The sequence below is a fragment of the Achromobacter sp. FW305-C-13 genome (assembly GCF_058783475.1).
On the sequence record NZ_JBYSYN010000001.1, the window covers coordinates 1,292,062 to 1,317,975 of the forward strand.

Below are 25,914 nucleotides of genomic sequence, written 5' to 3' on the forward strand. Positions count from 1 at the left end.
ATCAGGCGGCTTTGGCGGCCAATTTGGTCTTGTACAGCCAGTCTTTGTAGTCGTCCAGGTCACCGTCGAAGGGGCTGACGGCGCCATCGGCCACGATGATGAACTCATCGGTGGTCGCGCGCAGCAGGTGGCGATCGTGCGAGACGAGCATCAGCGTGCCTTCGAATTGCGCCAGCGCGGTAGTCAGCGCTTCGCGCGTTTCCAGGTCCAGGTGGTTGGTGGGCTCATCCAGCAGCAGCAGGTTGGGGCGTTGCCAGACGATCAGCGCCAGCGCCAGCCGGGCCTTTTCGCCTCCGGAGAACGGGGCGATGGAACTGGTGGCCATGTTGCCGTTGAAGTTGAAGCTGCCCAGGAAGTTGCGCAGTTCCTGTTCGCGCACGGTGGGCGCGATCTTCATCATGTGCCACAGCGGGGATTCGTCGTGGCGCAGCATTTCGACCTGGTGCTGGGCAAAGTAGCCGATGGACAGGCCCTTGTTGAACTGCGTGTCGCCCGCCAGTGATTCGAGGTCGCCGGCGATGGTCTTGATGAAGGTGGACTTGCCCGCGCCGTTGATGCCCAGCAGCCCGATGCGCTGGCCTGCCTGCAATGAGAAATTGATGCCCGACACGATGATCTTGTCGGACACGGCTTGCGTGTCTTCGTCTTCGACACGATAGCCCGCGCTGACCTTGTCCATCGTCAAGAGCGGGTTCGGCGCGCGCAGGGGTTCGCGGAATTCGAACGAGAATTCCGCGGCCGCGCGCAGCGGCGCCACTTCTTCCATGCGGGCCAGCGCCTTGATGCGGCTCTGCGCTTGGCGGGCCTTGCTGGCCTGGGCCTTGAAGCGGTCGATGAAGGACTGCAGGTGCGAGCGTTGGCGCATCTGTTTTTCCATCATGCCCTGGGCCAATTCCAGCTGGGCGGCACGTTGGCGCTCGAACGACGAGTAGTTGCCCGAGTAGCGCTTGAGCTTGCGTTCGTCGATGTGCACGATGACGTTCACCACGCCATCCAGGAAATCGCGATCGTGCGAAATGACGATGAGCGTGCCCGGATAGCGCTTGAGCCAGTCTTCCAGCCAGATGATCGCGTCCAGGTCCAAGTGGTTGGTGGGCTCGTCCAGCAGCAGCAGGTCGGACGGGCACATCAGCGCTTGCGCCAGGTTCAGGCGCATGCGCCAGCCGCCCGAGAAGCTCGTCAACGGCAGATGCATCTGCGCTTGCGTGAAGCCCAGGCCGGTCAGGAGCTGTTCGGCGCGCGAGTGCACCGTGTAGGCGTCCGCGTCGGCCAGCGCGGCGTAGATGTCGCCCATGCGCAGGCCGTTCTCGGCGCTTTCCGGTTCGGCTTCCAGCGCCGCCAGTTCCGCTTCCAGTTTGCGCAGCGTGACGTCGCCGTCGATCGCATATTCGATGGCGGGGCGGTCCAGCGCGGGGGTTTCCTGGGCCACGTAGGCCATGCGCCAACTGGACGGGTAGTCCAGGTCGCCCTGGTCGGCGTGCAGCGTGCCGCGCAGCAGGCCGAACAGGCTCGACTTGCCGGCGCCGTTGGCGCCGATCAGGCCGATCTTATCGCCGGGGTTCAGCAGCAGGTCGACCTTGTCTAGCAAGGGCTTGACGCCGCGCATGAGTGAAACTTGTTGGAAGCGGATCATGAATCGTGTGGCTGGGGATGGCGCGTCAGGCGCGCGGCAAGGCTCCCGCCACAAGGCGCGGCGCAAAAAAGGGAACCGGGGCGGGATCGCGCGCGAGGCTGGCGAACTGATGGGTGCAGTCGGGCGCGAAAGGCGAAATAGAAGGGCGGCCAATCAAAGCCGCCGTCCAGTCGTGGGCGCTATTGTACCGTGATGGCGGCGGCCAGCGCCAACAGGCGTTCGGCTTCCTGCGCGTGCAGGTTTTCCACCAGCGCGCCATCGACCACGGCAACGCCCTGGCCTGCGGCTTGTGCGGCGCGCCAGGCATCCAGGCGCTTGCGGGCGGTGGCCAGCTCCGCTTCGGTGGGCGCGAACGCGTCATTCGCGGCGGCAATCTGTTTGGGGTGAATCAGCGTCTTGCCGTCAAAGCCCTGATCGCGTCCTTGGCGGCAGGCGGCGGCAAGGCCCGCGTCGTCCTGCAAATCGAGATGCACGCCGTCCAGCACCGCCAGGCCGTGCGCACGGGCAGCCATCACGGCCATTGAACGCGCCAGCAGCGTTTCTTCGCGCGCCGGCGTGTGGCGCGCGTGCAGGTCCTTGACCAGGTCGGAGGTGCCGACCACGATGGCGGCCAGCCGCGGATGCCCGCCCGCGATCGCATCCAGGCGCAGGAAGCCCAGCGGGGTTTCCGCCATGGCCCACAAGGGCAGATCGGGTGGCGCGCCGGCGGCGTCCAACGCCTGCGCCAGCGCGGCAAGTTGGCCGGCGGATTGCACCTTGGGCAGCAACACGGCGTGGGCGCCGGCTTGCGCGATGGCGTCGACGTCGTCCTGGCCCCATGGTGTGTCCAGCGCATTGATGCGCACGATGCATTCGCGACGGCCGTAGCCGCCTTCGCGCAACGCGCGCGCGACTTGTTCGCGGGCCGCAGCCTTGGCGTCGGGCGCCACCGCGTCCTCCAGGTCCAGGATCAGCGCATCGGCGTCCAGGCTGCGCGCTTTATCCAGCGCGCGCGCATTGGCGCCGGGCATGTAGAGGACGGAGCGGCGAGGGCGGATAGGTAGCGTCATAAGAGGCGTGTCAGGGCTTGAGGTTGCCGACGATCTGTACGGGCGTGGTGCAGACGTAGCCTACGCCATACACGGTGCGAATGCCCATGTCGCCGCCAGCTTGCGCGCGCAGCTTGCGGCGCAGTCGGTGCATGTGCGCATCCAGGCGGTGGGTGTCGTAAGCGTCGGCGCTGGCGCCGAGCGCTTCAACCAGCCGGCCGCGCGACAGGGGCAGTGGCGCGGCCTGGATCAGCGCGCCGATCAGCCGGCTTTCGGTATCGGTAATGTCGACGCAGACCTGGTTGGGGGACATCAGCGTCCGGCGCGAAGGATCGAAACGCCAGGCATCGGACTGCGCGTCGTTGGCATCGGCGGGCCGCACGACGCGCAGTCGGCGCGACAGCGACACCAGGGTAGCGCCCAACTCGGCCAGGTTGACGGGCTTGGTCAGATAGTGGTCGGCGCCCAGGCTCAAGCCCGACACCTTGTCTTCGCTGAGCAGCCGGCCGGTCAGCATGATGATGCCCATTGACGGATAGGTCGTGCGCAGATGCGACACCCGGGTCAGCGCGTCGCCGTCGGGAAGCATGGCGTCCAGCACCAGGATGCCGGGCGTGACGGTCAGCAATAGCTGATCCAGCTCTGCCAGCGAGCCCGCGGTGAGGATGGCTTTGTCCAGGCCCAGGTCCTGGATGTATTCGGCGATGGTGTCGCGCCAGTCTCCATGGTCGTCGACGATGATGATCGTCACGGCGTGGAAGGCCCCCGCGCTTGCACGCGAGGCGCTCCAACGGCAAGCACGCTTTTTGCTGTTGTCATGCTACGGCTTCTTGTTTGGGGGAGTCCGCTGCGGGCGGGTGCGCCGGCCAAGGGGCGCGATACGTTTTGTATCGTCGGCGCTTGCGGAGAATATCACTTCCTCGTTTGTGGCGGTGCGGCACGTGTGCGGGATGTCATCCGCTCGCAAAGAACTTTGGATTGATCAAAAAATGCGCAGCCCCGTGCGCGGTCGCTTGAACGGCCGGTCATCATGCAGACGGGCGTGTCTTATCCACAGAAATTGTGGATAAGACACGCCCGTCTGGCGCCATCCTATTTATGTAGGCAGGTATTCCACAGGAACGCCCTGTGGCACCTTGCGCATGCGGTCTCGCTCGATGCGCACGGCAGAGAAGCGCGTCTTGCGGGCGGCGGCATTTTGCAGCAATACCGACAGCACGGCCCCTTTGTCCTGGATCCACTGAGTTTTGCCGCGCAGCAGCTTCATGGCATTTTCGACGGTGCCCAGGCGGTACGACATCGCATTGATCTGCACCGAGGTCTTGCCGTTGAACGAGGCAGGGTCTTGCTCGGTGATGGCGGCGGCATCCAGGTTGCTGCTTTCGTGGTCGACGCGATAGATGAACTTCAGGCCGCTGTGCGGGTCCTGCACCACTACCAGCTTGTCGGAGCCCGATACATCGGACAGCATGCCGATGACCGGCGACTCGACCAACTGGTTGCCCCGCTGTTCTTCCGTGTAGAGGAATATGGTGTGGCGCGCCTGGGAGCCTGCGGCCGGGAGGAGGGGAGAAGAGTCCATACCTGACTTGAAAATGGCGGCGCGGGCATTGGGCGCCCGCGACTCACCGGTCCTGCGATAACGGCCCCGGTTCTAATGAACGCGGAAACCGGCTGCGAAAAGAGCGTAATGCGCGCGGCGCTATTGTGGCCGGTGCAAGCGCGCCTTCAGGCGTGCCTTCACCGATGGCCAATCCTCGTCGAGGATGGCGTAATAGACCATGTCGCGGGTGCGTCCCGACTGCGCGATCAGGTGTTTGCGGAACACGCCCTCTTCGACGCCGCCGATCCGGAGAATGGCTTGACGCGACTGCGCGTTGCTTAGCTCCGTCTTGAAGACGACGCGTATGATACCAATTGTTTCAAAGGCGTGCTGCAACAATAGGAATTTGGCTTCGGTATTGGCGCCAGAGCGCTGGACGGCCGGCGTGAGCCACGTTGCCCCGATTTCCAGCCGTTTGTGCGCCAGCGCGAGGTCCATGTAGCGCGTGGTGCCGATGATCTGCCCGGAGCTTTGCTGCACGATGACAAAAGGCAGACAGGCGCCGTCGCGTTGCCCGGCCAGCGCGCGCTCGACGTAACGCCGCATGTCGTCGGCGCTGGAGATGGGTTCGGGCTGCAAGCGCCAAAGTTCGGGATGCAGGCCGACTTCGGCCAGGGCGTCGGCGTGTTCGATCGCCAGCGGTTCCAGGCGGACGACGTCGCCTTCAAGCGTGACGGGTTGCAGCAAGGGAAGGGGCATGTCGAAGTCCGGAAGCGAGCGTGTGCAGCGTTGGATTCTACGCTTGCCGCAGGCTTGCCGAACCCGGGCGCCTGGCGCAGAATCCGGCGCATGAAAACAGACGTCGTGGTTCTTGGGGCGGGCATCATCGGGGTCAGCACCGCGCTGCATCTGGTGGCGCGCGGGCGATCCGTGGTGCTCTTGGACCGGCGCGGTCCGGGCGAGGAAACCAGTTATGGCAATGCCGGACTGATCGAACGCGCCAGCGTCATACCCTATGCGTTTCCGCGCGATTGGCGCAGCCTGTGGCGCTATGCGCGGAACAACACGCCGGACGTCAGCTATCACCCGCGCTTCTTGCCGCGCGTGGCGCCTTGGCTGTTGCGCTACTGGTGGCATTCGTCGCCGGCGCGGCTAGCCCGCGCGGCCGACATGATGTTGCCGTTGATCGAGCGCAGCGTGGCCGAGCATGATGCCTTGAAAGACGACGCGCAGATCTCGCACCTGTTCCGCCGCAACGGCTGGATCGACGGTGTGCGCACCGAAGCCGGCTTGGCGCGTGCCATCGCCGAGGCCGACGCCCTGGCTCCCTATGGTTTGAATTACCGAGTATTGGACCGGCAGGCGCTGGCGGCGCTGGAGCCCTCGCTGTCTGCGCGGATGGTGGGCGCGGTCCATTGGCTGGACCCCGTCAACGTGTCGGATCCCGGCGCCGTGACTCGGGGCTACGCCGCCTTGTTCCAGCAGCGTGGGGGGCAGCTTGCCAGGGGCGACGCGCGCAGCCTGAAGCCGGCCCCGGGCAAGGGCTGGCAGGTGCAGGGCGAGGAAGGGGTGATCGAAGCGCGCGACGTGGTCGTGGCGCTGGGGCCATGGTCGCCCGATGTCTTGCGGCCATTGGGCTATCGCATTCCAATGGCGGTCAAACGGGGCTACCACCAGCACTTCGCGCTGGAAGACGGGGCGACCTTATCGCACCCGGTGGCGGATATCGATTGCGGATTCGTCGTGACGCCGATGACGCTGGGCGTGCGGCTGACGACGGGGGCGGAGTTCGCGGCGCGCGACGCGCCGCCGTCGCCCATCCAGGTCCAGCGGACGCGGGTGTTGGCCGGGCAGTTGCTGCCCTTGGGCGCGGCGGTCGAGCACGAACCGTGGATGGGTTGCCGCCCCTGCATGCCAGACATGCGTCCGGTGATCGGGCCCGCGCTCCGGCACCCCGGGCTGTGGATGGCATTCGGCCATGCGCATCACGGCTTTACGCTTGGCCCGGTGACCGGCAAGCTGCTGGCCAGCCTGATCACGGGGCAGGCGCCGGATATGGATCCGGCGCCTTACGGCTTGCGCCGCTGACGCAGGATCAGGCCGAGGCCTTTTCGCGGCGTTTGCGCACGGCGAGCGCCAGGGTGTCCAGCACCGGTTCGGTCTGGGACCAGCCCAGGCAGGCATCGGTGATCGATACGCCGCGGCGCAGCGGCTGGCCAGGCTTCAAGTCCTGGCGACCCTCTTCAAGGTGGCTTTCGATCATGACGCCGGTGATGCGGGCATCGCCTTGGGCAAGCTGCGCGGCGATGTCGTTGGCCACGTCGATCTGGCGCAGGTGCGACTTGTTCGAGTTGGCGTGCGAGCAGTCGATCATGACCTGTTCGCGCTGGCCGGCGGCGCGCAGGGCGGCGCAACAGGCGTCCACGCTGGCGGCGTCGTAATTGGGTCCTTGCTTGCCGCCGCGCAGAATCACATGGGTGTCCTGGTTGCCGCGGGTTTCGAAGATGGCGGCCATGCCCATTTTGGTCATGCCCATGAAGGCGTGCTTGGCGCTGGCGGCCACCATGGCGTCCGCAGCGATCTGCACGCCGCCGTCGGTGCCGTTCTTGAAGCCCAGCGGGCAGCTCAGGCCCGAGCTCAACTGGCGATGGCTGGGGCTTTCAGTGGTGCGCGCGCCGATGGCGCCCCAGGCGATCAGATCAGCGATGTATTGCGGGCTGAGCAGGTCCAGGAATTCGGTGGCGATCGGCAGGCCCAGGCCGCTGATGTCCAGCAGCAGTTCGCGGGCGCGGCGCAGGCCTTCATTGATGCGGAAGCTGCCGTCCAGGCGCGGGTCGTTGATATAGCCCTTCCAGCCGACGGTGGTACGGGGCTTTTCAAAATAGACGCGCATGACGATCAGCAGGTCTTTCTTGTGCTGGTCCACGGCGGCGCGCAACTGGCGGGCGTATTCCATCGCCTGCCCATGGTCGTGGATCGAGCAGGGGCCGACCACGATCAGAAGGCGGTCATCGCGGCCATGCAGCACGTCGGCGATCTGCGTGCGGCTGTCTTCGACCAGCGTCTGGATGGCGGGGGAAACGGGCAGTTCGTCCTGGAGCAGCGCGGGCGAAATCAGCGGACGCACTGCACTGATGCGCGTGTCGTCGGTGCGCGTGTTGTCCTGGGTCGAGTCGGCCGTACCGACCTCGCGGTCGTGCTGGGGGTCGTCAATGCGGGTCAAGGGATGCTCCGTGCCGTAGATGCGTAAAGACTGCCATTATCGCACCGGCGCCGCCGCGGTGCGCCGGGCGGTGGGGGCCGTCTGGCCGAGTCCGGGCGTGGCGGGCGTCCGAACGGAGGCGGGCCTATCGGCGGAAGATGCTCCAAAACCTAAGCCTATCGGCATGGAAATGGCACTAAACCGTTCTCGATAACGACAGATCGGTTGCAGATGCCGTAGGATGGAGTCCACGGATTTCAAGCGGTCGCCTGCAAAGGCCCGCCCTATAAGCTAGGACGGAACGTAATGCCTAAAACCGACGCCGGAGCGGCTCGACGGATTCTTCTGGTTGAAGACCACCCGGTCGAGCGCGCTTACCTGCAGAACATGCTGTTAGCGTTGGGATATCGCCGGGTCGCCGGCGTGGGAAGCAGCACCGAAGCCGTCGGCGCGCTGGGCCGACAGTTCTACGACCTGGTCATCAGCGACATCGTCATGGGCGATGGCGACGGCACGCATCTGCCCAACGAACTGCGCCGGCTTGTCGACGTCGGGCGGCTCAAAGCCATGCCTCCCATCATCTGGATCAGCAGCCTGAGCGACGAGCTGCTGCAGTCCCATGTGCGGCTGGCGCTGCAAGCGGGCTGTCCGTCGGCGCAGGCCCTGTCCAAGCCCGTATCGCGCACGTCCATGCAGCAGGCGATCAAGACGGCGCTGCTGTCCGCCGATGACGTAATATCGCCACGCCAGCCCTCCGTGCGGCGCGACGTGATCGAGGCGGAACTCGGGCGCGCCCTGATCACCGGCCAGGGTATGAGCGTGGTGCTGCAACCGCAGATGAGCCTGGTGACGGGCCAAGTACTGGCGGCCGAAGCGCTCTCGCGTTGGGATCACCCCGAACTGGGCCCGATTTCCGCGGCCGACTTCGTGCCGGCCGCGCATCGCCTGGGTATGGACCGGATGCTGTTCCTGCGGGTTGTAGACCGGGTTATCGAGGTATTGCAGCGCATGCATGCCGAGGACATCGCCGTGCCAATCGCCATCAATGCGTCGTCGTCCACGCTGTGCTCCCGCGACTTGCCCACGCTGCTGGAAAAGCGCGTGGCGCAGGCGGGGCTGCCGGCCCGGCTGGTGAAGATCGAACTGACCGAGGACGAACCCGTCAATGACTGGTTGGCACTGTCGTCGGTGCTGAACCTGTTGCGGGTGCGGGGCTTTGAACTGGCGATGGATGATTTCGGCGCAGGCATCGCGTCGATGCGGCTGTTTTCCGCCATGCCGTTCACCGAATTGAAGATCGACCGCGACTTCATCGTGCACATGCATCGCGAAGCGGCCTCGCGGGCGGTAGTGGCCGCGGCCATCGAAATGGGCCGCGTGCTGGGGCGGCGCGTGGTGGCAGAAGGCGTTGAGCAAGACCGCGACGTGCAGTTGTTGCGGGAGCTGGGCTGCGACGTCGCGCAGGGCTACGGGCTGTCCGTGCCGCTGGATGCCGAGGCGTTCATCGATTTTTGCCGCCGGCACTGAGGCCGGGCGGCAGCGGCCGCCGCCCGTCAGCATGGATAGCTGGCCGTATTGACCGGGATCAAAGTGGGCGGGTCGCGCAGGGGCTAGGTGGTCCGCGAGCTACTACCATGGAAGCTGTTTGAGGGTTTCCCTGGAGTGGTGAATCGATGCGACGCATACTTGCCGCCGTCCTGCTGTTGTCCCTGCTGGCCTGGACCGGCACGGTCTGGACGAATCCACCGGCTGAATTCAATATCTGGACCCTGCGCGACCAGCTCATCCTGTTGACGGGCCTGGGCGCCTACGCCCTGATGGCCCTGATCATGCTACTGGCGGTGCGGCCGCAGTGGATCGAATCCAGGCTGGGTGGCCTGGACAAAATGTACCGCTTGCATAAGTGGAGCGGCATCCTGGCGACGGCCCTTGCCGCCGCACACTACCTGGTCAAGATAGGCAAACCGCTGCTGCTTGCGCTGTTCGAGCCCGTGCCCAAGACGCCACGCGCGACGGCTTGGTTGGACATGTTCCGCGGGTCCGCCAAGGACATCGGGGAATGGGCGGTCTGGATTTTGGTGGCATTGGTCGTGCTGACGCTTTGGCGGCGGTTTCCCTATCATCTGTGGCGGCAGGTGCACCGCATCGCGGCTGTCGTGTTCCTGGTGGTCGCGTTTCATGGGGTAGTGCTGACGCCCGCTGCCTGGTGGTGGCAACCTGCGGGATGGCTGGTGGCGGCAGCGACTGCCGTGGGCAGTGTCTGTGCCGTCATGGCGTTGACCGGCTTGATCGGGAGAGCCAGGCGGCATAAGGGGTTGGTGCTATCGGTCGACCCGCTGTCCGACGACATTCTGTCGCTGACCTGCAGGGTCGAGGGGGATTGGCACCACCGCGCCGGCCAGTTCGCCTTCCTGACGGCCGATCGCCGCGAAGGCGCGCATCCCTTCACGGTATCGGGTGCAGATGACGGCACGGGGCGTGTGCAGTTCTCCATCAAGGCGCTGGGAGACTACACTCGGCGGCTCCAGACCAGTCTGAAGCCGGGACAGGCGGTGATGGTGGAGGGGCCGTATGGCTGCTTCGACTTGCAGCAAGATGACGGCCGTCCGCAAATATGGGTGGCCGCGGGCATCGGTGTGACGCCATTCATATCTTGGCTGGAGTCGTTGCAGGCCGAGCCGGAACGTGCTCCGCAGGCGGCGCTGTACTACTGTGCGCGCAACGAGGCCGAGGCGCCGTTCGCACGGAAGCTGGAGACACTTTGTGCACAGGTCCCCCGGGTGGCGCTGCGTGTGTGGTACAGCGAGGGGCAACGGCCGTTGACGGCCGCCGATCTACTGAAGGGCCATATCGCCGGGGCGCCTTGGCCGAGTGTGTGGTTTTGCGGGCCCAACGGCTTCGCCGATGCGCTGAAAGATGGGCTGCACCGGCGGGGAATGCCGGTGCGCCGCTTGTTTCACCAGGAAGCGTTCCAGATGCGCTAAGACCCGTCCTAGGAATTCAGATACCGGATACGTCGACGTCGCCCGGGTAATCCACCGAGAACTTCAGCACGGTCTCGCGCGATTTGCCGGGTTCCAGTTCCCATTCCCAAGCGAGCTTGCCGTCTTCTTCACGCTTGACGTCGCGGTCGGCGGGCGACAGCAGCTTGACCACGATCTTCTCGTTGCGCGAGACCGGCAGGCGGTCCTTGAACACGAGCTGTTCCTTCGTAGCCTTGTTGTTCTTGACCGTGATCTTGTACTCATAGGTCACGCGTTTTCCGCTGCCAGAAAACCCCGTGCTTTCGGTAAAGCGGTTCACCAACTGGCGTTTGATGGAAATGCCATCGTCCGCGCCCATGGCCAGTTCGACCTTTTCGCCGGGCATGACCGCCTTGATGCGGCTTGATGCCACGAAAGCGTCATCCAGGAAGGTATTGAGCGGGCCGGCCAGGAACGGGAAGTCCGTATTGTTGCTGGCTTGCGCGGTCAGGAAGACGGCCTCGCGCAGTGCGGGCGTGGACTGGTATTGCAGCGTGGCCGGCAGCTTGGCGGTTGCGATGGCGACACGTTGCGAGGAGTTGTCCGAGGGCAGGGTGGCCGGATTCTTGATCTGGAACGAGGCACTGGTCGCCTCGTTCTGCATCTGGGCGGTGGACACCTCCACGGCTTCGGGCGCCGGTTCGGGCATGGCGGCGTCGGCATAGGCTTCGGCGGCTGAGCTCGGGCGCGAGCGCTTCATCGACATCTCGCTCGTGACGGGAGCGGGCGCGGCGACGGGGCGGGGCGGCCGAGGCGGCGGAGGCGGGGGCGCCACATCGATGATCCACGGTTGCAGGGGCGGCGCGCCGCCGCCCAGCGAGGGCCGAGCGGTGGACAAGGTCAGCTTGACGTTCTTCCAGTCTTCGCCGGTGTTCTGGCTGATGACGCCGAAGTAGCCCAGGTCCACGCTGCGGTCCGCCGGGCGCAACCGGGCGTCGTAGGCGGGCGTCCAGCGGGCGCCGCCCACGGCATACGACACCGCCAGGTCCACCTTGCCCGCACGCGCCAGGTTCACACGCAGCGTGACCGTCTTGGTGCGGCGGCTTAACTGCCCTTGCAGGACGTTCAATTGGTCGTGCAGCGCTTCTATTTCGCGTTCCAGCACGGTCTTGCGTTCGGCGACCTGACGCAGGCTGGCCAGCGTCTTGCCCAGGCTGTCGGCGCTAAGCGTCTGGAGCGCCTTCAATTCGTCCAGGGTCAGGCGGGCGCCTTCCTTGGCGGGTTCAGTCGCGCCGCGCTGCATCATCAAGACCAGTTCGCGCTGGTTGTCCAGCACGGCGGCTTCGTCGTCCAGTTCGGCTTGCTGGGCCTCGAGCTTGCGCAATTGCTCCTGCAGCGTGCGGACTCGTTCATTGGCGGTGTCGGCCTGGTAGGCGTCACGCACCTTGACGTCCAGCAGCGAGGCTTGGCCGGTGCTCTTGGCCGACACTTGCAGCGAACTCTCCTGCAACGTGACCGGCAGGTTCTCCAGCACCAGTTCGTGTTCGCCGGCGGCAAGCTCGCTGCTGGCCGACCGGGTCACCACCGCGCGGTCTTGATAGACCGTCACTGCGCCGATCGAGGAAGCCAGCCCGGCGGCTGCGCCCAAGCCGGGAATCGTTGCGATGGCCAAGGCCAGAAGGGTACGTCGCACTAAGTCACCTGTAGGAAGGTTGAGGTCGGCAAGGCTGCGGCCCGGTTCAGGGACGGATCGCCGATAGCGCGACAATTTACTCCGCGTCTTTCCGGCTGGCTTTACAGAAGATGACAAAAGCGACAGGGCGATACCGCCCCATTTTTGCGCCGTCGCTCAAGCCCGTTCGGGATGGGCCAGGCGACGCAACATGTCGACGGCGTTGACGGCCGCGATCGAACGGTCGTGCCGCCGGTAGGCCATGTCCAGCAAGGCGTGCGGGGCGTCGCCGGCGATGGGCCGGTACTCGATGCCTTCGGCGCCCATGTGGCGCATCGCCGCGGGCACGACCGAGATCCCGACGCCGGCGGCGACCAGGCTGACGATGGATGCCATCTGCGGCGCCTCCTGGATCACACGCGGGGCGAATCCCGCCCGCTGGCAGGCGGATTGGATGGCGTCGTACAGCCCTGCGCCGATGGGGCGCGGATACAGCACGAAATCCTGGTCGGCCAGCGCTGCGATGGGCACGCTGGTCAGGCGGCTCAAGGGATGGTCGGGCGGCAGGGCGACCAGCATCGGCTCGTCCAGCACCCGCTCGGATTCGAATTCGGCGTCCAACAGGTAGGGCGGACGCACGAAGGCGACGTCCACCTCGCCCAGCCGCAGACCACGCAGCAGCGAAATGGTGTTGCTTTCCGTGAGCGTGACGCGCACATCGGGATAGCGGTCGCGGAAGGCGCGGATGGCGCGCGGCAGGTAAGGGTGGAACACGGCCGATGCGGTGAACCCCACGGTGAGGGCGCCGCGTTCGCCGCGGCCAAGCCGGCGGGCGGTGTCGATGGCACGGTCGGCGCTTGCCAGGATGGCGCGGGCGTCTTCCAGGAACTGGACGCCGGCCTCGGTCATTTCCACCCCTCGCGGCAGACGCAGGAACAGCGGCGTGCCGATTTCGCGTTCCAGTTGTTGGATCTGCTGGCTGAGCGGCGGTTGCCCGATGCCCAGACGGGCGGCCGCGCGGGTGAAGTGCAGTTCTTCAGCGACGGCGGTGAAGTAACGCAAGTGGCGGAGTTCCATCGGTTTAAAGTATGGGCTCTGTGAGTTTCATATATTGGACATATGCAGGGGAAAAGTCTACTTTGATGGGGCGGGCTCTACGCCCGATGCCTTTCGAGAATCCTGATGTCTACCCCCTCCGCCAACTCTTCCTCCCCGGCCCCCACCGACTATCTTGCCCGGGGCACGCCCGGGTTGCGCCGTGCGCAATGGGCGCTGTTCGCTGCCGGCTTTTCCACCTTTTCCCTGCTGTATTGCGTACAGCCGCTGATGCCGCTGTTCACGCAGGCGTTCGGCGTGTCACCCGCGCAAAGCAGCTTGGTCCTGTCGCTGTGCACGGGGCTCCTGGCTGTGGCGATTTTCTTTGTGGGGCTGTTCTCGCAATCGCTGCCGCGCAAGCGGGTGATGGCGTTGTCCTTGGTTGCGTCGGCCGTGCTGGGCACGATCGCGGCGGTGGCACCGGATTGGCACAGCCTGTTGGCGCTGCGCGCCTTGCAAGGCGTGGCGATGGGCGGCGTGCCCGCGGTGGCGATGGCCTATCTGGCCGAAGAGGTCGAACCGGACACGCTGGGCTTCGTCATGGGCCTGTACATCAGCGGCAGCGCCTTTGGCGGCCTGTCAGGCCGCGTCATCACGGGCTTGGTGTCCGACCACTTCGGCTGGCGGGCGGCGATGGGCACGCTGGGCTTGCTGGGCATTGTGGCTGCCGTGTTGTTCGTCTGGCTGCTGCCGCCTTCGCGCCGCTTTGCGCCGCAACGCGGCCGGGGCTGGGCGGGCGTGGCGGGCGACGTGCGCGCCGGCGTCAGCGCCCATCTGAAGAACGGCCCGCTGTGCGCGTTGTTCGCGATGGGCGGCTTGCTGATGGGCGCATTCGTCACGCTCTATAACTATGTGGGCTTCCGCCTGCTGCTGCCGCCGTTCTCGCTGAGCCAGACCTTCATTGGCTTCATCTTCGTCGTGTATCTGGTGGGAATTTTCGCGTCGACGTTCTTCGGCCGGCTTGCCGACCGCCATGGCCGGGGCGCGATGCTGTCCGCGGCCACGGGCCTGGCGCTGGCCGGCCTGCTGCTGACGCTGTCTGATTCATTGCCCGTGCTGATCGCCGGCATCGTCCTCTTTACGTTCGGGTTTTTCGCGGCGCATGCGGTGGCCAGCGGGTGGGTCGGGCAGATGGCGCGCGGCTACAAGGCGCTGGCCGCGTCGCTGTACCTGCTGGTGTACTACGTGGGGTCCAGCGTGCTGGGCGCCTGGGGCGGGCATTTCTGGGCCTCCAGCCAATGGCCGGGCGTGGCGGCGATGGCCGGCGGCCTGCTCACGCTGGCGCTCGTGATCAGCGCCGGGCTGGCCTGGCGCACGGGCGGCAGCGCCAAGCGCGCCACGGCCATCGTCGGCGAGTCTTCCTGAGGGTGCTAGGGTAGTCGAGCTGCCTGCGGTTCTAGGGGCGCCGCGGCGACCGTTCGCGCTGCAAGGGTGGCGTCGATGCCCTGGCTTAGCGCCGACAGCAGCAGGTGCGGCGCCAAGTCCAGCTGTGCCAGCAGCACGCTGCATCGCGACATCTTGGCCAGATCGTCATGGGACAGGGCGGCCAACCATTGGCAGGCATGCGCCGATATCTGCAGGCCGGCCATCGCCGGCGCGTTGCCGGTGCGGGCCAGCCGCTGCAACAGCAGCAGATACATCAGGTTGGTTTCGTGGATATCGCGCAGAAGTTCGGTGGATTTCGGCATCGGGCATCCCTGACTTCGAAATTTCCGCCGGTCGGCCGCGGCCGGAGCGGAAGGGCGCGTGGCGTCCTCGTGGGAACGCCTATTCCAAGCCCGGGGCGGGCTTGCGAGCCGGTAGAGTCTGTCGATCATATTTAAGCGATTCGGGCGCGTCAGTTATGGATTTCCCTGTGCGCGCTTCGGACATAAGGCCATTTTATAAAAACGACGCATTCTCATTTATAATTGCCCGCATGCCAAGTGGCGCGTTGCGGGGTTCTCCTGCACGCAGCGCCCTGGTGGCTGTTTCAACCGAGGCCTGCGATGACTTCCTCCTCCCTAGACCGCCAGACGCTGCAGCGTGAACATGCGGCGCTGCTTGCCGCTTACGGCCAGGCGCAATCGCATTGCAGCCAGTTACTTAGTGCGCAGGCGGCGCGAATCCTGCACCTGGAAGGCGAAGCGATGCGCCTGCGCGCCGCAGTGATTCAGCGGGATACCGCGCTGGCCTGGGCGCGCGAAGACCATCGCGCGTTGGAAGGATCCATACCGGGCCTGCCCAAGCGGGTGGCGCTGGCGCGGCGGGTCACGCAACTGATGGAACGCATCCAGTGCCTCATGCGCGAGCGGCTGGCCTGGCAGGACCGCGCCAGCCAGGCGCGGGCGCGACCCGTCGAACGGTTGGCAGAAGCCGTGGCGTCGCCACCGGCCGTGACGGCGGTGGCCCTGCGCCAGAAATCCGTGCTCTGCGTGGGCGAAGACGCCATGGCCTTGATGTTGACGCGCAAGGTCGTTGAACTTGCCGGCGGTCGTTACCTGGGCCACAGTGGCGAAGGCGACGCGGACGGCGCCACGCTGGAGGCCAGCCTGGTCGCCGCCGACCTGGTTATCTGCCAGACGGGGTGCGTCAGCCACGGCGCCTATTGGCGCGTCAAGGACCACTGCACCCGCACCGGCAAGCAGTGCGTGCTGGTCGACAAGCCCGAAGCGCTGAATGCCTTGCGCCTGGACGGGGAACCTGCGTTCGAGCAGGAACGGTAGCGTCGCGTTACCGAGCGTTTCCGCACGGTGACGCCGCCCCGCAATACAGTAGGCGTTGGCAAAGGGGCAAACATGCTGAAAAAACAAGATCGCGTAGCCCTCCCTTGGACGGATACGCTTGCCCGTCTGGAAGACGAACGCATCATGCTGCAGCGGATTGCCGCGGGCATGCCGCTGGCGCACGTGCTGGAACACGTGCTGCACGCTATCGAGGCGCAATCCAGCGTCGAATTACGCGCGGCGATCGCCTTGATCGACGATACCGGGACCTTCCTGTTGCATGCGGCGGCGCCCAGCTTGCCGGCGGCATTCAATGTGGCCGTGCAACGCACGCCGATCGGGCCCCACATGGCCTCCTGGGGCTCTGCGGCGTATGCCGGCAGCGCGGTCTATGTGGAGGACATCGCCTCGCATCCCGATTGGGAGCGCTGGCGTGACCTGGCCTTGGCCCACGGATTGCGGGCGTGCTGGTCCACGCCAATCAAGGCGCCGGACGGACGCTTGCTTGGGGTGTTCTCGAACTACTACAGCGCCGTGCGTTCCCCGTCGGCCGACGATATCGACGCCATTGCGCTGGTGACGCGCAGCGCCGCGCTGGCCATCGAGCGCCACCTGACCGATACCGCGCTGCGCGCGAGCGGCCAGCGCTGGCGCGCCATGTTTGACGGCATGCAGGAAGCTTTCTTCCTGAGCGAGGCGCTGCGCGACGACAGCGGGCGCATCGTGGACTTTCGCTTCCTGGAGGTGAACCCGGCCTTCGAGCGCCAAAGCGGCATGCGTGAAGGCGACACGCTGGGCCACACGCTGCGCGAAATGATCCCGGGAGTGCCCGGCCAGATCATGGACGCGTTCGCCCAGGTGGTGGAAACGGGTGAGCCCACCCAGTTCGAGTTCGCCGTGCCGGCGCCCAAGGAGGCCTGGTACGAGGCCCGCGCACGCAAGGACGGCGATGACCGCATGATGGCGTTGTTCCTGGACGTTACCGCACGCAAGGCGGCCGAGACGGAACTGTGGGAGGGGCAGCACCGGAAGAATTTCCTGCTGTCGTTGGGCGACCGCATGCGTGAACTGCATCACCAGTCGGAAATCGAACGGGCCGCCTGCGAAGGTTTGGGTCAGCATCTGTCGTTGGGCCTGGTGGCCGTGGTGGACTGGCCCGGCGACGATGCGGCGGCGGTGTCGCCGTCCACGTGCTGGCGGTCCGAGGGGGACCGGGCCACGCAGCCGGCGCTTGGGCCCGGGCAGTTCGGGCAAGAGTTCAAGGTGGCGCTGCGTAAGGGACGCACCGCCTATGTGGAACCGCTGTTGGCCGATCCAGGCGGCGAAGTCCGGCCCTCTGCGATCGTGGTGCCCATGCGCCGCTGGGGGCGGCAGGGGGCCGCGCTGGTAGTGCGTCCGCAGTCCACGAGTCGGCTCAAAGCCGGCGATCTTACCTTTATTGAAGAAGTGACGGAACGCATGTGCGACGCCGTCGAGCGGTCTCAATACGCCCGGACGCTGGAGCAACGGGTCGAGCATGCCATTGCCGAGCGCGACCGCATCTGGCGCCTGTCACCGGAGTTGCTTGCGGTGGTCGACGCGCAAGAACGTTTCGTCAGCGTCAATCCGGCCGTGCGCCCCATCCTGGGCTGGAGTCCGGAGCAGTTCATCTCCATGGGGCTGGCCGAGCTGGTGCATCCGGACGACCAGGCGGCCACGCGCGCCGCCATTGCGCAGGCCGCGCATGCGGACCCCGCGCAAGCGGTGCGGCATATGGAAAACCGATTGCTGACTCGCGGCGGCGCCTATCGCTGGATCACCTGGAGCATGTCTTGGTCGCAAGACAGCCTGTACATGACGGGCCGGGACGATACGGATCTGAAGGCGCAGGCGGAAATGCTGCGGGATACTGAGCAGGCGTTGCGGCAGTCGCAGAAGATGGAAGCGGTAGGGCGCCTGACCGGAGGGATTGCGCACGACTTCAACAACATGCTCCAGGGCATCACCGGCGCCTTATATCTGATCAAGCGCAAGCTGGACGCCGACACGCCCGAGCAGGCCGGGCGCTTCATCAACGTGGCGATGGACTCCGCGAACCGGGCCGCGCACTTGACGCAGCGGTTGCTGACCTTTTCGCGGCGACAGCCCATCGATCCGAAACCGTTCAGCGTGGCATCGACACTGCAGTCGATGGCGGACCTGTTCCATCGCTACACGGGCGAGCGTGTGCGCTTGCTCTTCGACCTGGATCCGGCACTGTGGACGGTGCGGTGCGACAAGAACCAGTTCGAGAACGCCTTGCTGAACCTGGTGATCAACGCCTGTGATGCCATGCCCAATGGCGGCGCACTGACCATCGCCGGGTCGAACCAGTCCATGGATGCGATGCGCTTGCGCCAGTTTCCGGGCTTGAAAGCCGGCGACTTCGTGGAAGTCTCGGTGTCGGACGTTGGCTGCGGCATGCCGCCAGACGTGTTGGCCCATGCCTTTGATCCGTTCTTCACCACCAAGCCGTTGGGGGAAGGCACGGGCTTGGGACTATCGATGATCTATGGTTTTGCCAAACAGGCCGGCGGCATGGCCACGCTGGAAAGCGCAGTCAGCCAGGGGACGACGGTCAGGCTGTTTCTGCCTCGGTATGACGGCGCGCCGGATGCCGCGGCGCGGCAGGAACCTTCGGCCCAGCAGGTGCCGGGCGTCGGACAGCCTTCCGTGGTGGTCCTGGTGGAAGACGACGACAACGTGCGCGACATGGTGCATGAATGCCTGGCCGAATTGGGTATGCGCGTGCTGACCGCAGCCGATGGTGAAGCTGGGCTGGAGCTGGTGCTGGGCACCTCAGGCATCGATCTGCTGGTGACGGACGTGGGGCTTCCGGCGCTGAACGGGCGGCAATTGGCGGATGCCGCGCGGGCGGCGCACCCCGGGCTGAAGGTGCTGTTGATGACTGGGTACGCGGAAAGCGCGGCGCATGACCGGGGATTCCTGGAACAGGGGATGGAACTGATCGTGAAGCCGTTCTCGCTGGATGCGTTGGGCCAAAGGGTGCAACACATGTTGGCCGAGTCCCGCGACGCGGTGCCGGGCGGCGCAGGCCAGGGGTAGCGCGGGCGGTGGGATGCCAGGGTTGCAAAGGCAGGTAAAAAATACCCGTCCGGACGCGCCGGACGGGGTGTTTCACAGGCAGGTGGGCAGCGGGAGGGCCATCCAAGGACGGGAACGGGGCTTGCGAATAAGTCCACGCATTCCAACCAAGGAGTCTGACTATGAAAACCCGTGCCATGACTTGCGCTTTTGTACTGCTGACGGGCCTGACGTCCGCCGGCGCCGCGCTGGCCCAGTCGGCCAGCCCGACTACGCCGTCTTCCACGCCGAACGACGCCACCGGCGCCCAGCCGAACCGCCCCTTGCCGGCGGGGCAGATGGCGCCCGCGCCCAATGCGACGCCCTCTACGGGGACCACCGCGCCCGCGATGCAACATAGCGGCACCATGTCTTCGGGCAAGAAGCACTCCGATGAAACGCCCAAGCGTCCGCGCGAAGCCAACGACAACGTGCCGCGCACGCCAGCCGCTGGCGCCGCACCCCCTCCGGGGTACCCGAACACGGGCGGTTCGAAGTAAGAGCGCCCAAAGCTTGGCTGCCCGTAAGGGGCAGCCATAAAAAGAAGGCTTCCGCAGGGAAGCCTTCTTTGCGTGCGGGTCCGCTCAGTAACTGCTAGTGCTGGCGGCGCAGCTCCGCCGGCGGCACCCGCAGTTGCCCGCGATATTTGGAGACGGTGCGGCGTGCCAGCAGGATGCCGCTGGCCGCCAGTTGCTGGGTCAGGGCCACATCGGACAAGGGCATGGTGGGGTCTTCGGCGTCTACCATTTCCTTGATCAGCGCCCGTACCGCGGCGGCCGAGCACGAGCCGCCCGATTCGGTGGCCAGTTCTCGGGAAAAGAAGTGGCGGAACTCAAATACGCCGCGAGGCGTCACCATGTACTTGCCGACGGTTGCTCGCGATACCGTGGACTCGTGCATGTCGAGATCGTCGGCCACTTCCCGGAGCATCAGCGGGCGCAACGCCACCTCGCCATATTCGAAAAACGTCTGCTGCCGCTTGACGATGGCCTCCGCGACACGCTGGATGGTGGTGTAGCGCTGTTCCACATTGCGCACCAGCCAGCGCGCCTCCTGCAACTCTTGAGCCATCGGGCTGCGGTCGTCCAGGCGGGCGCGGCGGAACAGGTCGGCATAGGTGCGGTGCAGGCGCGCTTGCGGCATCGCATTGCGGTTGGGCAGCACGCGCCAGCGGGCATGCCATTTATCCACGAATACATCCGGCACGACGTACACCGGCGCTTCGGCGCTGTAGCGGGCGCCCGGTTTGGGATCCAGGCTTCGGATCAGCGCGCACGCCTCGCGCAGCGCCTCGTCGGAACATTCCAGCAGGCGGCGCAGTCCGACGCAGTCGTTCTTGCCCAAGCGGTCCAGGTGCTCGCGCACGATCCGCAGCGCCAGATCGCGGGTTGCCCCGTCGACAGCCCGCGCTGCCAGGAGTTGCAGGGTCAGGCATTCCGTGAGGTCTCGTGCGCCCAGCCCGGGCGCATCCAGTTGCTGCACCAGGCGCAGCGCGGCGGTCCATTCCCCCTCATCGGGCGGCGGACTGAATTCGGGCCGGTCCGCACTGCAAAGGCTGCCCAGGGGAACGCGCAGATAGCCGTCGTCATCCAGGGCATCGATGATGAATTCCGCCAACAACCGATCACGGGGCTCCAGGTGATAGTTGCCGAGATCCTGCGACAGGCGCTCCCGCATCGATAGGGATGCGCTGGCCCATTGGCCCAGGTCCTTGCCTTCGCCGGTGCCGGACGACGGCATGGGGTAGTCGCCGGAATAGGCCGGGGCGTCGGGGGGCGCTTCTTCGTTTTCAGCGCTTGGGGTGGTCGTGTGCTCCGCCGGCGCATCAGCGTGCTCGCCGTGGCCGACGGGCCGGGTGTCCGGCCCGTTGTCGGCGGTCTCGCTATCCTGCTCGTCGCCATCTTCAAGAAAGGGATTGGTGGCCAGCGCATGCTCCACCGCGGTCGTGAATTCAAGCGCCGACATTTGCAGCAGCTTGACGGACTGCTGAAGCCGGGGCGCCAGCGTCATCTGCTGTCGCAGGCGCAATTCTTGCGTAGGGTGGCCCAATCGAGTCTCCTTGCCGGGAGCCGCCGGAAGGCGGCGCATCCCTGATACTCAAGCAAACTCCATGCCAGGTGGGTTTGCGGGTGAGCATCGGGGGGATGGCGGCTGCGGGCGGAGACGCTATTACAAGCCGGCGGTAAGAACTGCTCAGCGGTCTGCCAAGCCTTCCTTGTCGTAGACGTCCAGCCGGTTGTAGAGGGTCTTCAGGCTGACGCCCAACGTGTCAGCGGCCAGGCGCTTATCGCCGTCATGATGCGCGAGGGTTGCCAGGATGAATTCACGCTGGGCCCGGCCCAGGGGCATGCCGACGGGAAAACTGAGGGCGCCATCGCGAACCTCCGTTCGCTGACGGGCAGGGGCGCGCGCCAGCAGATCGGTGTCCAGTTGGGTATCAGACAGGATGAAAGCGCGCTGCACGACGTTGCGCAGTTCGCGGACGTTGCCGGGCCAGTCGTGCTGCTGGATCGCATCGAGCATCTGCTTGGAAAACGTCTTCTGCGTGCGGTGCTGCGCATTCAGAGTTTCCAAGAACCGGTGCGCCAGAATCACCGCGTCGTCGCCGCGTTCGCGCAGCGGCGGCACGCGCAGGGGAATGACCAGTAAGCGATGGAGGAAGTCCTGTCGCAGCCGGCCTTCAGCGACCGATGCCGCTGGGTCGCGGTTACTGGCGCAGATAATGCGCACATTGGCCCGGAGCAGGTCGGACCCGCCCACGCGCTGATACGTCCCGGCCTCCAGCACGCGCAGGAAATGCACTTGCATGTCGGGAGGCATCTCGGTGACCTCGTCCAGAAACAGGGTGCCGCCGCTGGCATATTCAAAGTAGCCCGCATTCTGGGCCAACGCCCCGGTAAAACTTCCCTTCTCGTGCCCGAACAGTTCAGCGTGGGCAAGCGTGCCACTGATGGCGCCGCAGTTCACGGCGACAAAAGGCTGGCTGCGCCGTTCGCTGGCGTCATGGATCGCGCGCGCAACAATCTCTTTGCCAGCGCCGCTCTCTCCCACGATGAAGACGCTGGCATCGGTGGACGCCGCCAGTTGCAACTGGGTGCCCAGTTTTTGCATGACCGGGGACAGGCCGGTTACGTCCATTGGAGAGGCCGGGGACACGACCGCGTCCTCGCGACCAGTGGTGATGCGATTTGCCATGCTTATACCTCGGCCCGCCCGGAGCCTATCGCGATTTGATAATCGTAGTGGCGGGGTGGGCGCAGGAATGCGACCAGTTGCAAGTATTCGAAAACTTTAGTGGACAGTATCGAATATTTACGCCTGTCGCCGCCAGAGTGACTATTCTCATTGAAACAAGAATGCGCGGCGCGGACATCGCGTCGCCTATCGCCCTATGGAGAAGTAGATGCCTCACTTGCTGGTCGTGGACGATGACGACGCGATTCGAGAGACCTTGGCCGAGCTGGGCCGCGACAGCGGTTTCTCGGTTGCCGTGGCGGCCAGCGTCAAGGACGCGTTCATACAGCTGGAGCGGCAGGCGCCAGATCTGGTGCTGACCGACGTGCGGCTGCCGGGCGGCAATGGCATGGACATTTTCAAGAGTGTTGCCGCGGCCAGCGCAGAAGTCGTTGTGATGACGGGGCATGGCACGGTGGACTATGCCGTCCAGGCCTTGCGCCTGGGAGCTACCGACTTTTTGGTCAAGCCAATCTGCATGGAACGGTTGAACGCCATCCTGACACGCGTCGTCGCCAATGCCGGCGGCGACCTGCCTGGAATGCCGTTCGAGGAAGCCGGACGCTTCGGCAAGCTGTATGGCGCGTCGGACTGCATGACCGCGCTGTATCGCCAGATCGGGCGCGTCGCGCCCACCAACGTTACCACCTTGCTGATCGGCGAAAGCGGCACCGGCAAAGAGTTGGCGGCTCATGCGATCCACGAACTGAGTTCGCGCCGCCAGCGTCCGTTCATTGCCGTTAACTGCGGCGCGATTTCCCCGAACCTGATCGAAAGCGAAATGTTCGGACACGAGCGCGGCAGCTTTACGGGGGCCGACCGCCAGCACAAGGGCTATTTCGAGCGCGCCGACGGCGGCACCCTGTTCCTTGACGAAGTCACGGAGATGCCGCTGGACCTGCAGGTCAAGTTATTGCGGGTGCTGGAAACCGGGCAGTTCATGCGGGTTGGGACAAACCGAGAGATTGCTTGCGACATCCGGATCATCGCGGCCACGAACCGAAATCCCGAACAGGCTGTGCAGGACGGCAAGTTGCGTGAGGACTTGTACTACCGGCTGAGTGTCTTTCCCATTGAGTTGCCTCCGCTGCGTGAGCGTGGCGACGACATTTTGTTTTTGGCACAACGATTTCTCCAGGCCCAGAACCAGGAAACCGGAAAGAACAAGGCGTTCGCTCCGGAAGCTGCTCAAGCGCTGGCGCAATACGATTGGCCCGGCAATGTGCGCGAACTGAAGAACTTTGTACGGCGAGCGTTCATCATGGCGGAGGGCGACGTCCTGAATGCGGATATGTTGGCACCTCACGTCTCGCCAAGCGGGGATGCCGCGGTTGGGCAGGTCAGCGTGCCGGTGGGCGAAACGTTGGCGGAAGCCGACCGTCGCCTGATTTTGGCAACGCTTGCACGCTGCAATGGCGTGAAGAAGCAGACTGCCGCAATGCTGGGCATCAGTCCGAAAACGCTTTACAACCGGCTGGAAGAATATGCGGCTGCCGGCTACGTCTTGCCAGGAGAGGGCGGCTCGGACGAGGCGCGCAGCTAAAGCTAGATTTTGCCGCGCTCTGCTGCCGCCCCGCCAGAGCGGGGCGGCCATCGCGCCGGCCGGTCTTACTTGCCGTAGCGCGTCTTCAGGTCAGCCATGCAGGCGTCCTTGGCGTTGCCGGACATCGCATCGCACTTTTCTTTGCCTACTTTGTAATCGGCATCGTTGCGCGTTTTCGCGGCGTCATGATTGGCTTCGGCCTTTTCCTTGCCGGCCTTGGCATCGGCCTTCGCTTTGTCGCGGTTAGCTTCTGCCTGCTGCTGGCAGACGTCCTTCTGGTTGCCCTTCATACCGTCGCATTGCTTTTTATCCATCTTGTACTGATTGTCGATCTGGTCGCTGCTGCGTACCGGCGTGGTTTGCGCGGAGGCCTGGAACGCCAGGGCGGACAGGCACAGGGCGATAGCGGGGCAAACGGTTTTGGACAGATTCATGACTGACTCCTTTGGGTAAGGGCCCGGTGTGAGGCGGGCCTGCACACCACTAAGCAAGCGGCGTTCCCGGGCCCCCGGGCACGCCGCTTGCGCCGTCCGCCCGTGCATCATTGGCAACATGGAGAGCAAGATGACACAGCCCACTGCACAGAAGCCGGCCAAGCCCGAGGCGAACACACCGAACGACAAGACGGACGCCGCCCATCGCAGCGGCCAGTTCGGTGCGGACGAGCCCGAGGTCGCCGAAAATCCGCCGGCCAAGCGGCCGGCAGACAAGACGCCCAACACCAAGGGGCCGCAATTCGAAGAGGGAGGGGAGTATCCCGGCAAGCGCCCGGGCGGAAAGTAGGGCGGCAGGCCCCGATCAATCCGGGGCTTCCGCCAGGCGGAAGAGCAGCACCACGCAATGCAGGGCGGCCAGGCCGATCAGGCCCTGCACAGCGCGGGTCGCCACCGTGTACGGCAGGATTTTCGCAAACACGTCGAGGTTCACGGCGGCGATCAGGCCGCAGTTCAACCCGCCCGCGACGACCGCCATCAGCGCCAGCCAATCCAGTCGCGACAGTTCACGCCCGCGAGGATCACCGCTTGCGGCAGTTTCTGCTTCAGGGTTGGAAAAAACTTCACTGTCCCCAGGAATGTCCACGGTTTCCTCACGAGTCGTGCCGGCCGTGCCGGCCGTGCCGGCCGTGCCGGCCGTGCCGGCGTTGAATGCGAGGGGCGACGGCGACGGTGCGGACTCAGCGGACAGGGAATCAGCCGCCATTGCGCACCGGATTAGGCGCCGAACGGGAAATGCCGGCCTCGTCAGCGTCGGTGACGCGGTCCGGCGCGATATCGCTGCCATCGTCGTCGCGCACATCCGGCTCAACGCTTTCGCGTTCACCGGTTGCCTGCGAATCGCTGTCGGAATGCGCCAGGCCGGGCGGCAGGTCACTGGCCGAATCGGACGAATCGCTGGGGCCCAGATCGGGGTGGCCATTGTCGTTCGGGTTCGGCAAGCCATCTGGAAAATCGGGAGCGGGGGTACGGGGCATGGCGGTCTCCGGGTAGGGGTGAAGCGCAGCACCCGGGCAGGTGTGCGCACGCCTGACAGCAAGCGCCGTGCCTTCGCGTGACGGGCATGCGAGTTGCTGCGACCGATGACACATGCAACCGGGAGAACGTCATGTCCTTGATTGTCGCCGCACGTTTCCAGACTTTCGACCAAGCCACCGTGGCCGCGCAGAAGCTTTTTGCCGAAGGTTTCACCGAGGACGACGTGCATACGTTCTATATCAATTCCGCGGGTGAGCACGGTCGGTATCCGTTGGGCGGCGACCGGGTCGCAGATCCGGACGCCAAAGGCGGCCACCTCGGTGCCGTGGCGGGCGCAGCGGCGCTGGGATTGCTGTTTGCGCTGCTGGGCGGCCTGATCGCGGCACAGATGGCGGCATCGATCTTCATCGTCATCGCTGCAGCGGGCGTAGGCGCCTACCTGGGGGCGTTGGCGGGCGCGCTATGGATCGTCGGACGGGACAAGCGCAAGGGTAAGTCCACCCTCCACCCGCAAGCAATGCATCCTGCGATTCGCCCGGCGGGCGTGATGCTGGCGCTGCATGTGCCGGTGGGCAAAGAGGCGCTTGCGCGGCAGGTATTGCGCGAATCCGGTGGCCGCGATATCGAACGTGCACAGGGGCGCTGGTTGAACGGCAAGTGGGAGGATTTCGATCCTTTGACGCCGCCCCAGCACGTCGAGGCCCCCAGCTCCGTCACCTGAC

At 65.4% G+C, this 25,914-nt stretch carries 24 protein-coding genes; 10 read left to right on the plus strand and 14 right to left on the minus strand.

Going from position 1 to position 25,914, the window contains the following annotated elements:
- Position 1: 1 nt before the first annotated feature.
- The 5 genes from AC3WMU_RS05795 to AC3WMU_RS05815 all read right to left on the minus strand — a co-directional run bounded on the left by AC3WMU_RS05795 (position 2) and on the right by AC3WMU_RS05815 (position 4,963).
- Positions 2-1,633, minus strand: coding sequence for an ATP-binding cassette domain-containing protein (locus AC3WMU_RS05795; RefSeq protein WP_081533934.1), 1,632 nt, complete (start codon positions 1,631-1,633; stop codon positions 2-4).
- A 179-nt stretch (positions 1,634-1,812) separates the two neighbouring features.
- Positions 1,813-2,682, minus strand: a complete 870-nt coding sequence (locus AC3WMU_RS05800) for an HpcH/HpaI aldolase/citrate lyase family protein (protein WP_492281967.1) — start codon at positions 2,680-2,682, stop codon at positions 1,813-1,815.
- 10 nt (positions 2,683-2,692) lie between these two features.
- Positions 2,693-3,412, minus strand: coding sequence for a response regulator transcription factor (locus AC3WMU_RS05805; RefSeq protein WP_088587362.1), 720 nt, complete (start codon positions 3,410-3,412; stop codon positions 2,693-2,695).
- 345 nt (positions 3,413-3,757) lie between these two features.
- Positions 3,758-4,243, minus strand: coding sequence for a hypothetical protein (locus AC3WMU_RS05810; RefSeq protein ID WP_052017788.1), 486 nt, complete (start codon positions 4,241-4,243; stop codon positions 3,758-3,760).
- Positions 4,244-4,363: 120 nt separating this feature from the next.
- Positions 4,364-4,963, minus strand: coding sequence for a GNAT family N-acetyltransferase (locus AC3WMU_RS05815; protein WP_492281968.1), 600 nt, complete (start codon positions 4,961-4,963; stop codon positions 4,364-4,366).
- A 90-nt stretch (positions 4,964-5,053) separates the two neighbouring features.
- Between AC3WMU_RS05815 and AC3WMU_RS05820 the strand changes: the two genes are divergently transcribed.
- Positions 5,054-6,292, plus strand: coding sequence for an NAD(P)/FAD-dependent oxidoreductase (locus AC3WMU_RS05820; RefSeq protein ID WP_492281969.1), 1,239 nt, complete (start codon positions 5,054-5,056; stop codon positions 6,290-6,292).
- Positions 6,293-6,299: 7 nt separating this feature from the next.
- Here AC3WMU_RS05820 and AC3WMU_RS05825 read toward each other — a convergent pair whose 3' ends face one another.
- On the minus strand, positions 6,300-7,427 hold the full coding sequence (locus AC3WMU_RS05825; RefSeq protein WP_006222136.1) for a 3-deoxy-7-phosphoheptulonate synthase: 1,128 nt from the start codon (positions 7,425-7,427) through the stop codon (positions 6,300-6,302).
- 285 nt (positions 7,428-7,712) lie between these two features.
- Between AC3WMU_RS05825 and AC3WMU_RS05830 the strand changes: the two genes are divergently transcribed.
- Positions 7,713-8,933, plus strand: coding sequence for an EAL domain-containing response regulator (locus AC3WMU_RS05830; protein ID WP_088587365.1), 1,221 nt, complete (start codon positions 7,713-7,715; stop codon positions 8,931-8,933).
- 146 nt (positions 8,934-9,079) lie between these two features.
- A complete protein-coding gene (locus AC3WMU_RS05835) occupies positions 9,080-10,390 on the plus strand; it encodes a ferredoxin reductase family protein (RefSeq protein WP_492281970.1) in 1,311 nt (436 codons plus the stop codon).
- Between the two features lie 16 nt (positions 10,391-10,406).
- Here the strand turns inward: AC3WMU_RS05835 and AC3WMU_RS05840 are convergent, their stop codons facing one another.
- Together AC3WMU_RS05840 and AC3WMU_RS05845 are read right to left on the minus strand one after the other, a co-directional pair.
- Positions 10,407-12,062 carry a mucoidy inhibitor MuiA family protein gene (locus tag AC3WMU_RS05840; protein WP_492281971.1) on the minus strand — a complete coding sequence of 552 codons (1,656 nt, stop codon included), beginning with the start codon at positions 12,060-12,062 and terminating at the stop codon, positions 10,407-10,409.
- A 156-nt stretch (positions 12,063-12,218) separates the two neighbouring features.
- Positions 12,219-13,118 (minus strand): LysR family transcriptional regulator, encoded by a 900-nt coding sequence (locus tag AC3WMU_RS05845; protein WP_454677020.1) that lies wholly within the window; start codon positions 13,116-13,118, stop codon positions 12,219-12,221.
- A 105-nt stretch (positions 13,119-13,223) separates the two neighbouring features.
- On the opposite strand from AC3WMU_RS05845, the gene AC3WMU_RS05850 reads away from it, so the two are divergent.
- The gene (locus AC3WMU_RS05850) at positions 13,224-14,501 is read left to right on the plus strand and encodes an MFS transporter (protein ID WP_280026178.1); all 1,278 of its coding nucleotides are present in this window, start codon (positions 13,224-13,226) and stop codon (positions 14,499-14,501) included.
- Between the two features lie 5 nt (positions 14,502-14,506).
- On the opposite strand, the gene AC3WMU_RS05855 is transcribed toward AC3WMU_RS05850, so the two are convergent.
- Entirely contained in the window at positions 14,507-14,824 is a 318-nt protein-coding gene (locus AC3WMU_RS05855) for a flagellar transcriptional regulator FlhD (RefSeq protein ID WP_006222130.1), read from the minus strand.
- Between the two features lie 300 nt (positions 14,825-15,124).
- On the opposite strand from AC3WMU_RS05855, the gene AC3WMU_RS05860 reads away from it, so the two are divergent.
- From AC3WMU_RS05860 to AC3WMU_RS05870, 3 genes are all read left to right on the plus strand, one after another.
- A complete protein-coding gene (locus AC3WMU_RS05860; protein WP_006222129.1) occupies positions 15,125-15,841 on the plus strand; it encodes a DUF2325 domain-containing protein in 717 nt (238 codons plus the stop codon).
- Between the two features lie 72 nt (positions 15,842-15,913).
- Positions 15,914-18,925, plus strand: a complete 3,012-nt coding sequence (locus AC3WMU_RS05865; RefSeq protein ID WP_424625309.1) for a PAS domain-containing protein — start codon at positions 15,914-15,916, stop codon at positions 18,923-18,925.
- Positions 18,926-19,086: 161 nt separating this feature from the next.
- Positions 19,087-19,443, plus strand: coding sequence for a superantigen-like protein SSL4 (locus tag AC3WMU_RS05870; RefSeq protein WP_006222127.1), 357 nt, complete (start codon positions 19,087-19,089; stop codon positions 19,441-19,443).
- A 94-nt stretch (positions 19,444-19,537) separates the two neighbouring features.
- Here AC3WMU_RS05870 and AC3WMU_RS05875 read toward each other — a convergent pair whose 3' ends face one another.
- Both AC3WMU_RS05875 and AC3WMU_RS05880 read right to left on the minus strand, forming a co-directional pair.
- A complete protein-coding gene (locus AC3WMU_RS05875; protein ID WP_006222126.1) occupies positions 19,538-20,992 on the minus strand; it encodes an RNA polymerase factor sigma-54 in 1,455 nt (484 codons plus the stop codon).
- Positions 20,993-21,136: 144 nt separating this feature from the next.
- A complete protein-coding gene (locus AC3WMU_RS05880; RefSeq protein ID WP_006222125.1) occupies positions 21,137-22,081 on the minus strand; it encodes a sigma-54 interaction domain-containing protein in 945 nt (314 codons plus the stop codon).
- Between the two features lie 265 nt (positions 22,082-22,346).
- On the opposite strand from AC3WMU_RS05880, the gene AC3WMU_RS05885 reads away from it, so the two are divergent.
- Positions 22,347-23,720: a sigma-54-dependent transcriptional regulator gene (locus tag AC3WMU_RS05885; RefSeq protein WP_280026181.1), complete on the plus strand. Its 1,374-nt coding sequence runs from the start codon at positions 22,347-22,349 to the stop codon at positions 23,718-23,720.
- 65 nt (positions 23,721-23,785) lie between these two features.
- On the opposite strand, the gene AC3WMU_RS05890 is transcribed toward AC3WMU_RS05885, so the two are convergent.
- Positions 23,786-24,154 (minus strand): hypothetical protein, encoded by a 369-nt coding sequence (locus tag AC3WMU_RS05890; protein WP_006222123.1) that lies wholly within the window; start codon positions 24,152-24,154, stop codon positions 23,786-23,788.
- A 130-nt stretch (positions 24,155-24,284) separates the two neighbouring features.
- On the opposite strand from AC3WMU_RS05890, the gene AC3WMU_RS05895 reads away from it, so the two are divergent.
- Positions 24,285-24,503: a hypothetical protein gene (locus AC3WMU_RS05895; RefSeq protein WP_006222122.1), complete on the plus strand. Its 219-nt coding sequence runs from the start codon at positions 24,285-24,287 to the stop codon at positions 24,501-24,503.
- 15 nt (positions 24,504-24,518) lie between these two features.
- On the opposite strand, the gene AC3WMU_RS05900 is transcribed toward AC3WMU_RS05895, so the two are convergent.
- Together AC3WMU_RS05900 and AC3WMU_RS05905 are read right to left on the minus strand one after the other, a co-directional pair.
- On the minus strand, positions 24,519-24,920 hold the full coding sequence (locus AC3WMU_RS05900; protein WP_492281972.1) for a DUF378 domain-containing protein: 402 nt from the start codon (positions 24,918-24,920) through the stop codon (positions 24,519-24,521).
- Positions 24,910-25,191, minus strand: coding sequence for a hypothetical protein (locus AC3WMU_RS05905; protein ID WP_492281973.1), 282 nt, complete (start codon positions 25,189-25,191; stop codon positions 24,910-24,912). The genes AC3WMU_RS05900 and AC3WMU_RS05905 overlap by 11 nt, the downstream gene beginning before the upstream one ends.
- A gap of 131 nt (positions 25,192-25,322) precedes the next feature.
- On the opposite strand from AC3WMU_RS05905, the gene AC3WMU_RS05910 reads away from it, so the two are divergent.
- Positions 25,323-25,913, plus strand: coding sequence for a hypothetical protein (locus AC3WMU_RS05910; protein WP_492281974.1), 591 nt, complete (start codon positions 25,323-25,325; stop codon positions 25,911-25,913).
- Position 25,914: the final 1 nt, after the last annotated feature.

Coding starts and splice junctions, on each gene's coding strand:
- AC3WMU_RS05795 (WP_081533934.1), bottom strand. CDS start 1,633: ATGATCCGCTTCCAACAAGTTTCACTCATGCGCGGCGTCAAGCCCTTG.
- AC3WMU_RS05800 (WP_492281967.1), bottom strand. CDS start 2,682: ATGACGCTACCTATCCGCCCTCGCCGCTCCGTCCTCTACATGCCCGGC.
- AC3WMU_RS05810 (WP_052017788.1), bottom strand. CDS start 4,243: ATGGACTCTTCTCCCCTCCTCCCGGCCGCAGGCTCCCAGGCGCGCCAC.
- AC3WMU_RS05815 (WP_492281968.1), bottom strand. CDS start 4,963: ATGCCCCTTCCCTTGCTGCAACCCGTCACGCTTGAAGGCGACGTCGTC.
- AC3WMU_RS05820 (WP_492281969.1), top strand. CDS start 5,054: ATGAAAACAGACGTCGTGGTTCTTGGGGCGGGCATCATCGGGGTCAGC.
- AC3WMU_RS05830 (WP_088587365.1), top strand. CDS start 7,713: ATGCCTAAAACCGACGCCGGAGCGGCTCGACGGATTCTTCTGGTTGAA.
- AC3WMU_RS05835 (WP_492281970.1), top strand. CDS start 9,080: ATGCGACGCATACTTGCCGCCGTCCTGCTGTTGTCCCTGCTGGCCTGG.
- AC3WMU_RS05845 (WP_454677020.1), bottom strand. CDS start 13,118: ATGGAACTCCGCCACTTGCGTTACTTCACCGCCGTCGCTGAAGAACTG.
- AC3WMU_RS05850 (WP_280026178.1), top strand. CDS start 13,224: ATGTCTACCCCCTCCGCCAACTCTTCCTCCCCGGCCCCCACCGACTAT.
- AC3WMU_RS05855 (WP_006222130.1), bottom strand. CDS start 14,824: ATGCCGAAATCCACCGAACTTCTGCGCGATATCCACGAAACCAACCTG.
- AC3WMU_RS05860 (WP_006222129.1), top strand. CDS start 15,125: ATGACTTCCTCCTCCCTAGACCGCCAGACGCTGCAGCGTGAACATGCG.
- AC3WMU_RS05865 (WP_424625309.1), top strand. CDS start 15,914: ATGCTGAAAAAACAAGATCGCGTAGCCCTCCCTTGGACGGATACGCTT.
- AC3WMU_RS05870 (WP_006222127.1), top strand. CDS start 19,087: ATGAAAACCCGTGCCATGACTTGCGCTTTTGTACTGCTGACGGGCCTG.
- AC3WMU_RS05880 (WP_006222125.1), bottom strand. CDS start 22,081: ATGGACGTAACCGGCCTGTCCCCGGTCATGCAAAAACTGGGCACCCAG.
- AC3WMU_RS05885 (WP_280026181.1), top strand. CDS start 22,347: ATGCCTCACTTGCTGGTCGTGGACGATGACGACGCGATTCGAGAGACC.
- AC3WMU_RS05890 (WP_006222123.1), bottom strand. CDS start 24,154: ATGAATCTGTCCAAAACCGTTTGCCCCGCTATCGCCCTGTGCCTGTCC.
- AC3WMU_RS05895 (WP_006222122.1), top strand. CDS start 24,285: ATGACACAGCCCACTGCACAGAAGCCGGCCAAGCCCGAGGCGAACACA.
- AC3WMU_RS05900 (WP_492281972.1), bottom strand. CDS start 24,920: ATGGCGGCTGATTCCCTGTCCGCTGAGTCCGCACCGTCGCCGTCGCCC.
- AC3WMU_RS05905 (WP_492281973.1), bottom strand. CDS start 25,191: ATGCCCCGTACCCCCGCTCCCGATTTTCCAGATGGCTTGCCGAACCCG.
- AC3WMU_RS05910 (WP_492281974.1), top strand. CDS start 25,323: ATGTCCTTGATTGTCGCCGCACGTTTCCAGACTTTCGACCAAGCCACC.